Source organism: Citrobacter sp. R56, from assembly GCF_016811995.1.
GTDB classification, from domain to species: domain Bacteria; phylum Pseudomonadota; class Gammaproteobacteria; order Enterobacterales; family Enterobacteriaceae; genus Citrobacter_D; species Citrobacter_D enshiensis.
The window spans coordinates 1,473,262-1,486,111 of record NZ_CP069159.1 but is presented as its reverse complement, the minus strand read 5'-3'; the positions used below and the strand labels follow the sequence as shown (position 1 = coordinate 1,486,111).

Annotated in this window: 14 protein-coding genes; 6 read left to right on the top strand and 8 right to left on the bottom strand. The window is 53.0% G+C overall.

Annotation, left to right across the window (positions count from 1 at the left end; all coding sequences use genetic code 11):
* Positions 1-2: 2 nt before the first annotated feature.
* From JM656_RS07110 to yfbV, 4 genes are all read right to left on the bottom strand, one after another.
* Positions 3-1,835 carry an SLC13 family permease gene (locus tag JM656_RS07110; RefSeq protein ID WP_203360566.1) on the bottom strand — a complete coding sequence of 611 codons (1,833 nt, stop codon included), beginning with the start codon at positions 1,833-1,835 and terminating at the stop codon, positions 3-5.
* A gap of 77 nt (positions 1,836-1,912) precedes the next feature.
* Positions 1,913-2,590 carry a sugar phosphatase gene (locus JM656_RS07105; RefSeq protein ID WP_203361229.1) on the bottom strand — a complete coding sequence of 226 codons (678 nt, stop codon included), beginning with the start codon at positions 2,588-2,590 and terminating at the stop codon, positions 1,913-1,915.
* The gene (locus JM656_RS07100) at positions 2,583-3,077 is read right to left on the bottom strand and encodes a YfbU family protein (RefSeq protein WP_162383089.1); all 495 of its coding nucleotides are present in this window, start codon (positions 3,075-3,077) and stop codon (positions 2,583-2,585) included. Before JM656_RS07100 ends, JM656_RS07105 begins: the two co-directional genes overlap by 8 nt.
* An 84-nt stretch (positions 3,078-3,161) precedes the next feature.
* Positions 3,162-3,617, bottom strand: coding sequence for a terminus macrodomain insulation protein YfbV (gene yfbV / locus JM656_RS07095; RefSeq protein ID WP_192612904.1), 456 nt, complete (start codon positions 3,615-3,617; stop codon positions 3,162-3,164).
* Positions 3,618-3,954: 337 nt separating this feature from the next.
* On the opposite strand from yfbV, the gene ackA reads away from it, so the two are divergent.
* Entirely contained in the window at positions 3,955-5,157 is a 1,203-nt protein-coding gene (gene ackA, locus JM656_RS07090) for an acetate kinase (RefSeq protein WP_192612905.1), read from the top strand.
* Positions 5,158-5,232: 75 nt separating this feature from the next.
* Entirely contained in the window at positions 5,233-7,374 is a 2,142-nt protein-coding gene (gene pta, locus JM656_RS07085; RefSeq protein ID WP_203360565.1) for a phosphate acetyltransferase, read from the top strand.
* An 88-nt stretch (positions 7,375-7,462) separates the two neighbouring features.
* On the opposite strand, the gene yfcD is transcribed toward pta, so the two are convergent.
* The 3 genes from yfcD to yfcF are packed head-to-tail and all read right to left on the bottom strand — an operon-like array spanning position 7,463 to position 9,315.
* Entirely contained in the window at positions 7,463-8,008 is a 546-nt protein-coding gene (gene yfcD / locus JM656_RS07080; protein ID WP_192612907.1) for an NUDIX hydrolase YfcD, read from the bottom strand.
* 55 nt (positions 8,009-8,063) lie between these two features.
* The gene (gene yfcE, locus JM656_RS07075) at positions 8,064-8,615 is read right to left on the bottom strand and encodes a phosphodiesterase (protein WP_203360564.1); all 552 of its coding nucleotides are present in this window, start codon (positions 8,613-8,615) and stop codon (positions 8,064-8,066) included.
* Between the two features lie 55 nt (positions 8,616-8,670).
* Complete coding sequence (gene yfcF / locus JM656_RS07070; RefSeq protein ID WP_203360563.1) at positions 8,671-9,315, bottom strand: glutathione transferase; 645 nt, start codon at positions 9,313-9,315, stop codon at positions 8,671-8,673.
* 140 nt (positions 9,316-9,455) lie between these two features.
* Here yfcF and yfcG point away from each other — a divergent pair, with 140 nt between their 5' ends.
* The 4 genes from yfcG to JM656_RS07050 all read left to right on the top strand — a co-directional run bounded on the left by yfcG (position 9,456) and on the right by JM656_RS07050 (position 12,016).
* Positions 9,456-10,079 carry a GSH-dependent disulfide bond oxidoreductase gene (yfcG, locus tag JM656_RS07065; RefSeq protein WP_203360562.1) on the top strand — a complete coding sequence of 208 codons (624 nt, stop codon included), beginning with the start codon at positions 9,456-9,458 and terminating at the stop codon, positions 10,077-10,079.
* Positions 10,080-10,158: 79 nt separating this feature from the next.
* A complete protein-coding gene (gene folX / locus JM656_RS07060; protein ID WP_203360561.1) occupies positions 10,159-10,521 on the top strand; it encodes a dihydroneopterin triphosphate 2'-epimerase in 363 nt (120 codons plus the stop codon).
* A 21-nt stretch (positions 10,522-10,542) separates the two neighbouring features.
* Positions 10,543-11,436 (top strand): TIGR01777 family oxidoreductase, encoded by an 894-nt coding sequence (locus JM656_RS07055; RefSeq protein WP_203360560.1) that lies wholly within the window; start codon positions 10,543-10,545, stop codon positions 11,434-11,436.
* A 70-nt stretch (positions 11,437-11,506) separates the two neighbouring features.
* Positions 11,507-12,016, top strand: a complete 510-nt coding sequence (locus tag JM656_RS07050) for a GNAT family N-acetyltransferase (RefSeq protein ID WP_203360559.1) — start codon at positions 11,507-11,509, stop codon at positions 12,014-12,016.
* A gap of 58 nt (positions 12,017-12,074) precedes the next feature.
* Here JM656_RS07050 and hisP read toward each other — a convergent pair whose 3' ends face one another.
* Positions 12,075-12,848: a histidine ABC transporter ATP-binding protein HisP gene (gene hisP, locus JM656_RS07045; protein ID WP_203360558.1), complete on the bottom strand. Its 774-nt coding sequence runs from the start codon at positions 12,846-12,848 to the stop codon at positions 12,075-12,077.
* Positions 12,849-12,850: the final 2 nt, after the last annotated feature.

Genomic DNA, 12,850 nt, shown 5'->3' with positions numbered 1-12,850 from the left:
AATCAGAACGGAAACAGCATCGGTATCATTACCACACATACCACCATCACGATGACGGTAAACGGCACACCCAGTTTCACAAAGTCGCTGAAGCTGTAGTTCCCCGGCCCCAGAACCAGCGTATTGACCGGTGACGATACTGGCGTCATGAAGGCCGCCGATGCCGCCATCGCAATCACCATCGCAAAAGGATACGGCGAAACGCCCATAGACTTCGCCGCCGCCAGCGCAATGGGTGCCATCAGCACCGCCGTTGCGGTATTAGAAATAAATAATCCGATGCTGGCACACATGACAAACAAGCAGGCCAGCATCATATACGGACCGTACCCGCCCCCAACGTCCATCAATCCTTTCACCACCAGATCGACACCGCCGGTTTTTTGCAACGCCAGCGCAAAAGGCATCATGCCGACAATCAGGATGATGCTCGGCCAGTGAATGGATTTGTAGGCGCTTTCTGCGTCAATGCAGCGAAACTTACCCATCAACAGACAGGCGATAATGGCGGCGACAGGGTTAGGAATTTCATCTGTCAGCATCAACGCCACCATCAGCACCAGACAGAAAATCGCATGCGGCGCCTGGCTATGCGCAGGTGAAGCCTCACTGACCTCCTCCGGCATATTGAGCACCACAAAGTCACGGCCTTGTTGCGCCAGCAGGCTTATCTGCTTCCAGTTTCCCACCACCAGAATAATATCGCCCATCAGCAACGGTTCATCGACTACGGCGCCTTCCATCGCAACGCCGTCACGTTTCAGACCCACAATATTCAGACCGTGACGTGTACGAAAGGCGATTTCCCGAACCGATTTGCCAATTAACTCTGATTCAGGGATCAGCGAAATCTCTGCCATCCCGACATCCAGCGCCTGATCGGAAAAATACTCCCCACGCAGCACCATCGGCTCCAGCAATTGCTCGCTGCAAAACTGACGGAGATCCACCTCGGCCGTCGACATATCGATCAGTAACACGTCGCGGGCGCGAAATTCTGACACACCATTAACATTGACGATCACTCGCCGAAAACGTCGCCAGCGCTCCACGCCAATGACGTTTGCGCCATAACGCTCGCGCAATTTCAGGTCGTCCAGACGCTGACCTACCAGCGGAGAGCCCGGACGAATAGCAAGACGGCGGGCGCGTCCTGCCAGGCGATACTCTTTGATTAAATCGCGGAAGGTACGCCGCTTCCACCCTTCACGCTGCTGCCCCGGCGTCTCGCTTTTTAGCATGAAGCGCATCAGCAGCATATAGATGATCCCAAGCACCAGGACCACCAGGCCAATCGGCGTAACGCTAAAGAAGCTAAAACCGTGTAACCCTTCGCGCAGCAATTCGCTGTTGACCACCAGGTTGGGGGGGGTGGCGACCAGCGTCATCATCCCACTGATAAGCCCGGCAAAACTGAGCGGCATCATCAGACGCGAAGGTGACGTCTGCATACGCATTGACACGCTTAACACCACAGGAATGAAGATAGCAACGACGCCCGTTGAGCTCATAAACGCGCCCAGACCGGCAACCGTAATCATCAGCAGCACCAGCATTTTGATTTCACTGCTACCGGCCATTTTTACCAGCCAGGTCCCCATGACGGTCGCCACGCCAGTGCGCACCAGGCCATCACCGATGATAAATAAGGCAGCAATCAGGATAACGTTAGGATCGCTAAACCCCGAAAACGCCTCTGTGATGCTCAGCGTTCCGCTCAGAATAAACGCCACGATGACCAGCAAAGCGACCGCGTCCATACGCACTTTGCCCGTCGCAAACAGGATAACGGCGATCGCCAGTAAGGAGAGGACCCATATCAATTCACCGTTCACAACATATCCTTGTGTAATGAGGGGGATAGACTGATTCTGCCATAAAAAAGCCCCGCATGGACGGGGCTAAATCATGATCAGGTATGTCTGAGAACCACGACATTTCCGTTGGGTTGTTTAGTCACGGAAATCTGTTCAAGACTCTGCAGGGAAAAATCAACTTCATCGAGGCGAGGGGTCGTTTCTGGCGCATTCACCGCTATAACGTGGCATCCCGCGGCCAGGCCAGAAAGAATCCCGGCTGGCGCATCTTCAACCACGGTACATTCGTGCGGCGAGAACCCAAGCAACTGTGCGCCCAGCAGGTATGCATCAGGTTCCGGCTTGCCTCTTTTTACCCGTTCGGCCGTGACAAAGACTTCCGGGACAGGAAGTCCCGCCGCCTTATGCCGGGCACGTGCAACCGGCATGGAGCCTGACGTGACAATCGCCCAGGGGATCCCGGCTTTATTGAGGTGATTCAGCAATGCAATCGCGCCAGGCAGAGCGACAATTCCGGCAGTATCGGTGGCCTCTATTTGTTCCAGACGCGAGAACTCGGCCGCAATCTCCGATTCAGACTTGCCCGCCATAAAGTGTCTTAGCGAGGTGATCGCCTGTTTGCCGTGTATAAAGCCCAGCACGTCATCGTGATTGAGCCCAAAACGATCGGCCCAGTTGCACCACGCTCGCTCTACGGCGGGCAATGAGTCGACCAGCGTTCCATCCAGATCAAACAGAAAACCTTTGCACTGCACACTGACCCCCTCAGGCATTAATGATTTGATTAATTTCATTCGCGCTCAGGTGATACTGACGCGGGCAAGAATGCCAGACATTCAGCATACGTTGATACTTCTCCCACATCGGCGTCTGAGCATTAAAACCATGCGTGCCCGCATCAAAATGAGTATAGCGCCCTTCCACATTCACCATAAAGCGAACATAGCCGAGGTAACGCGCTTCTGTTGCCGCGTCAAAACCCAGGAACGTGACACGACGTTCATCAATAGATTGCGCGTCTTTCAGGTTAGTCCAGGAAACGTGGAGTGCGTGATACATTTCCATAATATCGATCACCGTGCGGCAGGTTTCTTCGGTCAACTCGCCAAACTCACGATCCAGCTCACGCATTTGCAAACCATAGCCACGCTCAATAATCGTCTGTATACGACGATAGCGTTCGGCGTTGCTCGGGTCGAGCATGGTCATCATTTTGTACTGGTTAGACAAAATAAGACGTTGTGCGTTAGTCATTTCCATTTTGGGACTCCTGTATCACTTCTACTACGGTGAAAAAAAAGAAGGCATCTTATGCCTTCTTTTATATGCGTAATCAGGGGTCAATTACAAATCATCAAGGAAAGTTTTATCCAGTTGTTTGAAGGCGCGCTTAAGCGTGTCAGCTAATGCCTGATAATCAGGCTTACCTTCTACCGGCGCCAGCGCCTGTCCGGCCTCCTGTAATTTACTGCGGACCTCATAAAACCAACTCAAAACTGAGGGGGGCAGTGGTGTTACGGAGCGTTTACCCAGCCACCATAACCCCTGCATCGGCAAACTGAGTGCGAACAGAGCGGTCGCTACAGCAGGGCCGAGTTGCCCTCCCAGCGCGATTTGCCAGCACAGCGTAAACACAGCAATGGGCGGCATAAAGCGAATGGCATAACGCGTCATCCGGATCACGCGATTCTCAACAAAAACGGGTGCGAGTCGCTTTTCCATTGGCCACGTCTTTGCGTAGTGCTGCCCCCGGCGAAACAAACTAAAAAAATTTACGGAGCGATTATCCGGTGTCGACATGGCTTTACCTCAACTTCACATACAAAAATTAAAATATTTGTGCAAAACAACAACTGCATGGGACAACGTTCAAAACATTTTGTCTTCGATACCCACTATCGGGTATCCTGTGTCGGCCTGTATGGCCAGTAGTACAAAATTATTGAGTCGTCAAATTTACATACAGTATGCCATTGGCTGAAAAATACGCAAAATGGCATAGACTCAAAGGTATTTCTTCCATCATGCAAAAAAGATAATTGAGCATGATGTTAATCATAAATGTCAGCGTCATCATGCGCTACGCTCTATGGCTCACTGACGTTTTTTTAGCCACGTATCATAAATAGGTACTTCCATGTCGAGTAAGTTAGTACTGGTTCTGAACTGCGGTAGCTCCTCACTGAAATTTGCAATCATCGATGCAGTTAATGGTGAAGAGTACCTTTCTGGTTTAGCCGAATGTTTCCATCTCCCAGAAGCACGTATCAAATGGAAAATGGACGGCGGTAAACAAGAAGCGGCTTTAGGTGCAGGCGCCGCTCACAGTGAAGCGCTGAACTTTATCGTTAATACTATTCTGGCACAAAAACCAGAACTGTCTGCGCAGCTGACTGCTATTGGTCATCGTATCGTACACGGCGGTGAGAAGTATACCAGCTCCGTGGTTATTGATGACTCCGTTATCCAGGGCATCAAAGACTCTGCCTCTTTCGCACCGCTGCATAACCCGGCTCACTTGATCGGTATCGCAGAAGCGCTGAAATCCTTCCCGAATCTGAAAGACAAGAACGTTGCTGTGTTTGACACCGCGTTCCATCAGACTATGCCGGAAGAATCTTATCTCTATGCCCTGCCGTACAGCCTGTACAAAGAGCACGGCGTTCGTCGTTACGGCGCGCACGGCACCAGCCACTTCTTCGTTACTCAGGAAGCGGCAAAAATGCTGAACAAACCGGTTGAAGAACTGAACATCATCACCTGCCACCTGGGCAACGGTGGTTCTGTTTCTGCTATCCGTAACGGTCAATGTGTCGATACTTCTATGGGTCTGACCCCGCTGGAAGGTCTGGTAATGGGTACGCGTTCCGGTGATATTGACCCGGCGATTATCTTCCACCTGCACGACACCCTGGGCATGAGCGTTGACGCGATCAACAAAATGCTGACCAAAGAGTCTGGCCTGCTGGGTCTGACCGAAGTCACCAGCGATTGCCGCTACGTTGAAGACAACTACACCACCAAGGAAGACGCTAAACGTGCAATGGACGTTTACTGCCACCGTCTGGCGAAATACATCGGCTCTTACACTGCGCTGATGGATGGTCGTCTGGACGCTGTTGTCTTCACCGGTGGTATCGGTGAAAACGCGGCGATGGTTCGCGAACTGTCTCTGGGCAAACTGGGCGTGCTGGGCTTTGAAGTTGACCACGAACGCAACCTGGCTGCCCGTTTCGGCAAATCTGGTTTCATCAATAAAGAAGGTACCCGTCCTGCGGTGGTTATCCCAACCAACGAAGAACTGGTTATCGCGCAAGACGCGAGCCGTCTGACTGCCTGATTTCACACCGCCAGCCTTGCTGGCGGTGCTGTTTTGTAACCCGCCGAAACCGGTGGTAACGAAAGAGGATAAACCGTGTCCCGTATTATTATGCTGATCCCTACCGGAACCAGCGTCGGCCTGACCAGCGTCAGCCTTGGCGTGATCCGTGCTATGGAACGTAAAGGCGTTCGTCTGAGCGTCTTTAAGCCAATCGCTCAGCCGCGCTCCGGTGGCGATGCGCCAGACCAGACCACGACCATCTTACGTGCTAACTCTTCTGTGCCAGCGGCAGAACCGCTGAACATGAGCTACGTAGAATCTCTGCTCTCCAGCAATCAGAAAGATGTGCTGATGGAAGAGATCATCGCGAACTATCACGCGAACACCAAAGATGCAGAAGTCGTTCTGGTTGAAGGTCTGGTACCGACCCGTAAACATCAGTTTGCTCAGGCGCTGAACTTTGAAATCGCGAAAACGCTGAACGCGGAAATCGTGTTTGTCATGTCTCAGGGCACCGACACGCCAGAACAGCTGAACGAGCGTATTGAACTGACTCGCAGCAGCTTCGGCGGCGCCAAAAACACCAACATTACTGGCGTTATCGTTAACAAGCTGAACGCACCTGTTGACGAACAAGGCCGTACTCGCCCGGATCTGTCCGAGATTTTTGACGACTCCTCCAAAGCGAAAGTGGTTAAAGTTGATCCGGCTAAATTGCAAGAATCCAGCCCGCTGCCGGTTCTCGGCGCAGTGCCATGGAGCTTCGACCTTATCGCAACGCGTGCAATCGACATGGCGCGTCATCTGAACGCTACCGTGGTTAACGAAGGCGATATCAACACGCGTCGCGTGAAGTCTGTCACCTTCTGTGCACGCAGCATTCCGCACATGCTGGAACACTTCCGCGCAGGTTCTCTGCTGGTGACTTCCGCTGACCGTCCGGACGTGCTGGTTGCAGCATGCCTGGCCGCAATGAACGGCGTAGAAATCGGCGCCCTGCTGCTGACTGGCGGCTACGAAATGGACGCGCGCATCACTAAACTGTGCGAACGTGCTTTCGAAACCGGCCTGCCGGTATTTATGGTGAACACCAACACCTGGCAGACCTCCCTGAGCCTGCAGAGCTTCAACCTGGAAGTACCGGTTGACGATCACGAGCGCATCGAGAAAGTTCAGGAATATGTAGCTAACTACATCAACGCTGACTGGATCGAGTCTCTGACTGCGACCTCTGAGCGTAGCCGTCGCCTGTCTCCGCCTGCGTTCCGTTACCAGTTGACCGAACTGGCGCGTAAAGCCGGTAAACGTGTTGTTCTGCCGGAAGGCGATGAGCCGCGTACCGTTAAAGCCGCCGCCATCTGTGCTGAACGTGGTATCGCAACCTGCGTACTGTTGGGTAACCCGGATGAGATCACCCGTGTTGCTGCCTCTCAGGGCGTTGAACTGGGTGCTGGCGTAGAAATCGTTGACCCGGATGTGGTTCGCGAAAGCTATGTGGCTCGCCTGGTCGAACTGCGTAAAAACAAAGGCATGACCGAAACTGTTGCCCGCGAACAGCTGGAAGACAACGTGGTTCTCGGTACTCTGATGCTGGAACAGGACGACGTTGACGGTCTGGTTTCCGGTGCCGTTCACACCACCGCGAACACCATTCGTCCGCCGCTGCAGCTGATCAAAACTGCGCCGGGTAGCTCTCTGGTGTCTTCTGTGTTCTTCATGCTGCTGCCGGAACAGGTTTACGTTTACGGCGACTGCGCGATCAACCCGGATCCGACCGCAGAACAGCTGGCAGAAATCGCGATTCAGTCTGCTGACTCCGCGACCGCCTTCGGTATCGAACCGCGCGTGGCAATGCTCTCCTACTCCACAGGCACCTCTGGTGCAGGTAGCGATGTAGAGAAAGTACGCGAAGCGACTCGTCTGGCGCAGGAAAAACGTCCTGACCTGATGATCGATGGTCCGCTGCAGTATGACGCCGCAGTTATGGCTGATGTTGCGAAGTCAAAAGCGCCGAACTCTCCGGTTGCTGGTCGCGCTACCGTGTTCATCTTCCCGGATCTGAACACCGGTAACACCACCTACAAAGCGGTACAGCGTTCTGCCGACCTGATCTCCATCGGGCCGATGCTGCAGGGTATGCGCAAGCCGGTGAACGACCTGTCCCGTGGCGCGCTGGTAGACGATATCGTCTACACCATCGCTCTGACCGCGATTCAGTCTTCACAGCAGCAGTAATATCTCGCCAGATAATCGAACAGATTATCTGGCGGTGAGACGAAAAAGGCAGCCATCAGGCTGCCTTTTTTACTTCTGCAAAACAGTATTATTCTGTTTCTTCCGCCGTGGCGGTTTCATTCTTCGCATTGCGGGTCATCCACAGCGCCAATGCTTTCAGCGAATCGGGCGTAAACTCATCGCAGCGCGCGGTAATCTCCGCGGGCGTCAGCCAGCAGACCTCACTGATTTCGGCTTCCTGAAGCGCAAACGGGCCGTGGGATACGCAGCTAAACAGAGCGCCCCACACGCGGCAGTGTTTATCTTCGAAATAGAACTGGCCGTGTTCAGCAAACGGAACGCCTGCAATACCCAGCTCTTCTTCCGCTTCACGGCGAGCGGATTCAAGCAATTGCTCATCGGCCTGTACCACACCACCCGCAGTGGCATCTAACATACCCGGCAAAAAGTCTTTTGTTTCGGTACGACGCTGAACCAGGATTTTGCCCATGCCATCATGCACAACGATGTATGTTGCACGATGACGTAAACATTGCGCCCGCATTTGTTCGCGGCTGGATTGTGCGATGACTTCGTTGTCTTCATTCACAATGTCCACCCATTCAGTACTTGCCAAACGACGCTGTTCCACCATCAGGAAACCTTCTTTATCTAGCGCTCTTACGGCGCGTTTACAATTGTGGGGTAAATTACGGATTAATTGTCATCTGCGCAATGGTACTTTGATCATTGAGTGCGATAACACGTATAACATTATCATCCAGAATCCCGTAGCTTGCCTTAAAGCCACCTTTCGGGATGCTCACCGAACCTGGATTAAAGTGATATACCTCTCCCCGCTTTTCTGCAACAGGCAGATGTGTATGTCCATACACCAGCACATCACCGGCATTTAATGCAGGAAGGTTCTCCGGTCCGAAAAGGTGCCCATGCGTCAGAAACAGGCGCTGGTTTTCCATCAGTATCTGCTGCCAGGGCGCCGTCATCGGGAAATGAAGCAGCATTTGATCCACTTCGCTGTCGCAGTTGCCCCGCACGGCAATGATCCGCCCGGCCTGTGTGTTTAGAAGGTCTGCAACCTGAGCAGGCGCATAGCCTTCCGGCAACGCATTGCGCGGGCCGTGGTTCAGCACATCCCCCAGTATCACCAGCCATTGTGCACCGCTTTTAGTAAACAGTTCGAGTACACGTTCCGTGGCCGGTAACGACCCATGAATGTCTGATGCAAACATCAGTTTCATCACTCACTCCTCGTCGTAAATAACCCCTCTATGATACTGGAATACGCGTGGATTATCAGCCAGAACGCTTCGCGGAAAGCGCGATAAAACGCTGGACAGAAGCGCGCTGCCACTGGAATGCTGCATATTCAGCCAGCGGTTCAGGCACCTCATCACCCTGTAGCACCAGGCGGTTAATCATTAACGCCAGATCGCTATCGGCAATGCACCATTCGCCAAATAAATTCGGTTTGCCGTGGGCAAGCAAATTGCCAGCTGTCGCAAACAATTTCTCCACGCTGGCTTTTCCCGCCTCGCTGAGAGGGCCCTTTTTCGCGCCTGCAAACACCACATCCGTGGGACGCTCTTCGCGAATCGGCATCAAGTCGCTGCGCAACCATGCCTGAATCTGGCGAGCACGAGCACGTTTTTGCAAATCGAGAGGGTAAATGCGCTCCCATTGCGGCGGCGCGAAGCGATCTTCCAGATACTCCGCGATGGCCGAAGATTCGCTGAGTTCAAAACCCTCGATCTCCAGCACCGGGACGCGACGGGTGAGCGCATAACCCTGCCAGGTCGGTTGTAAATGTTCACCATTGTTCAGATCAACGGTTTTGAGGGTAAAGGGAAGCCCTTTCTCCTGCAGGGCAACGTAGACAGACATCACGTAGGGAGAAAAAAAGTTAGCGTCTGACCAGAGCGTTATCGCGGGCTTGCTCATAATATCCTCATCGATGTTTAGGCGTTATCTCAAAATATAGAGTCTTTTACGCGCTGTCACTTGATGAAAACTCACGTACCGCAAGAGGCTTTCTATACTTGTGTTGGTCAGCCATTTTTTCGATATGCACGGGAGCTGAAATGATCGACCTCTACTACGCCCCTACCCCCAACGGGCATAAAATTACGCTGTTTCTGGAAGAGACCCGCCTTGACTATCGTCTGATCAACGTGGATATCAGTAAAGGTAGTCAGTTCCGCCCCGAATTTTTAGCTATCTCGCCCAACAATAAAATTCCGGCGATTGTTGACCATACCCCTGTAGACGGCGGCGCGCCGTTCAGTGTGTTTGAATCGGGTGAGATCTTGCTGTATTTGGCGGAAAAAACCGGGCAATTGCTGAGTGAAAAGTTACGCGAACGCCACACGACGCTCACATGGCTTTTCTGGCAAGTCGGCGGTCTTGGCCCGATGCTCGGCCAGAATCATCACTTCAACCACTTTGCGCCACAGACGATCCCCTACGCGATTGAACGATATCAGGTTGAGACGCAGCGTCTGTACAACGTGCTGAACAAACGTCTGGAGTCTTCCCCGTGGCTGGGCGGCGATCGGTACAGCATTGCCGATATCGCGTGCTGGCCATGGATAAATGCACATCAACGGCAACGGATCGATCTCGATATGTTTCCGGCGGTCAATAACTGGTTCGAACGTATCCGTACACGTCCCGCGACAGTGCGGGCAATGCAGCACGTGCAGTAGACGCGCCCTCGTTCGGGGGAGATAAAGCATTCCTATTCTCGTGTATCATGCAGAGGTTCATACATGGAGGAGACCTGCAATGTCACAGTCTGACGCTATTATTCGTATAAAAAATCTTCGCCTGCGCACGTTTATTGGTATCAAAGAAGAAGAGATCAACAACCGCCAGGACATTGTCATCAATGTTGTTATTCATTATCCGGCGGAAAACGCACGCACCAGCGAGGACATCAGCGATGCGCTGAATTATCGCACCATCACCAAAAGCATCATTGGGCATGTTGAGAGCAACCGCTTCTCATTGTTGGAAAAATTAACTCAGGATGTGCTCGATATCGCACGTGAACATCACTGGGTCACTTATGCTGAAGTAGAGATCGATAAACTACATGCACTGCGTTACGCCGACTCCGTCTCAATGACGCTGAACTGGCGACGCTAAGCGCAGACTTCGGGAGGCGGTATGGAAATAGTGGTAACCGGTGGTACTGGTCTTATTGGACGTCATTTGATCCCCCGTTTGCTGGAATCAGGACATCAGGTGACGGTTGTAACGCGCAACCCTGAAAAGGCACGCCAGATTCTGGACTCCCGGGTCATACTCTGGAAAGGGCTGGAGGATAAGAAAAACCTCAACCACGTTGACGCCGTGATTAACCTCGCCGGGGAACCCATTGCCGACAAACGCTGGACCGAACAGCAAAAGGAACGCTTGTGCCAGAGCCGCTGGAGCATCACACAAAAGCTGGCGGACTTAATCAACGCCAGCGACACGCCCCCTGCGGTGCTGATCTCCGGTTCCGCCGCTGGCTATTACGGCGATCTGGGTGAAGTAGTGGTGACAGAAGAAGAGCCGCCTCACAACGAGTTTACCCATAAACTTTGTGCGCGCTGGGAGCAGATCGCCAGCAGCGCGCAAAGTGAAAAAACACGGGTTTGTCTGCTGCGGACCGGCGTGGTACTGGCGCCGAAAGGCGGGATTCTGGCGAAAATGGTCCCCTCTTTTCGTATCGGGATGGGCGGACCTATCGGTACCGGACGTCAATACCTGGCCTGGATCCACATCGATGATATGGTCAACGGGATTCTCTGGTTGCTCAATCACGACCTGCAGGGACCTTTCAATATGGTTTCGCCGTATCCCGTGCGCAATGAACAATTCGCCCATGCGCTGGGTCATGCGCTGAACCGTCCCGCCATTGTTCGCATACCGGCTACCGCCATTCGGCTGCTGATGGGCGAATCTTCCGTGCTGGTTCTCGGTGGACAACGCGCACTTCCCAAACGGCTGGAGGCATCCGGATTTGCTTTTCGCTGGTACGACTTAGAAGAGGCGCTGGCGGATGTTGTCCACTAATCCCCTCCTCTGTTCATCACAATCGTTCCGGTGGTAAGGTGATAAGCCTGACTACCGGAATAACGACTTTATGGCGATCATTACGACATCACGACTCACTCTGTCCCCTTTTCAACCTTCAGACTGGCTGTTTTTCCTGGCGCTGCGTGAAAACCCGGACATTATGCGTTTTATGGCTAATATCAGCCCGGAAAGAGAAACCCGCCTCCTGTTTGCCCGTCGCCTTGCCGCACAGCATACCTTTGTTATTCGCGATCAGAAAAACGGGACACCGCTGGGCGATATTGGGTTACGGATAAGCCATCTGCATCCGCAGGAAGCCGATGTCGGCTATACCGTGATCCCATCGGCACAAGGCAAAGGGATTGCCAGCGAAGCACTTCAGGCAATCTGCCGGTACGCCTTTACCCAAACGGGTGTAAACGCGATTAACGGTTACGTGCTGGCGGATAACACGCCTTCCGCGCGCGTGCTGGAGAAACAGGGATTTATACGTACTCAGGTGCTGGAGAAAGCGTATGAGGTCAATGGCATACACTACGATGACTGGGTGTATCGCCTTGAGCGCAACCCAGTGTAAGCATCGGATACGCACGTCATAATGCGCACCCGGTGGCGTTATACCACCGGGCAAAAGGTTACTTCAACGATCCCTTAAGGAACTGCTGCAGGCGGGGACTTTGCGGATTACCAAACAGCTGCTCTGGATCACCTTCTTCTTCAATTTTCCCCTGGTGCAGGAAGATCACGTGGGTGGAAACATGGCGAGCAAAGCCCATTTCATGGGTCACCACGACCATGGTTTTCCCCTCTTCCGCCAGTTGTTGCATGATTCGCAACACTTCGCCTACCAGCTCCGGATCAAGCGCCGAAGTCGGTTCATCAAATAACAATACTTCTGGCTCCATGGCCAACGCGCGCGCGATAGAGACGCGCTGCTGCTGACCGCCGGAAAGATGCACCGGGTATTTCCCCTGAGCGCGCTCATCAATGCCAACCTTCGCAAGGTACTTCACCGCACGTTCGCGGGCTTCCTGCTTGCTCAGACCTAACACCTGAATGGGCGCTTCCATGACGTTTTCCAGCACGGTCATGTGGCTCCAGAGGTTGAAATGCTGGAATACCATCGTCAGACGCGTACGCAGCAAACGCAGCTGGTTTTTATCCGCCACCTTGAGCTGACCATCGGTGTCCCGAACCAGATTGATGTTCTGTCCGTTGACCACGATTAATCCTTCACTCGGTTTTTCGAGGAAGTTAATGCAGCGCAGAAAGGTACTTTTCCCGGAGCCGGATGAGCCGATAATGCTGATCACATCCCCGGCATTAGCCTGCAGCGATACCCCTTTCAGCACTTCATGCTCACCGTAGTGTTTGTGTAAATCGATTACGTTTAATTTATTCTCAGACATCA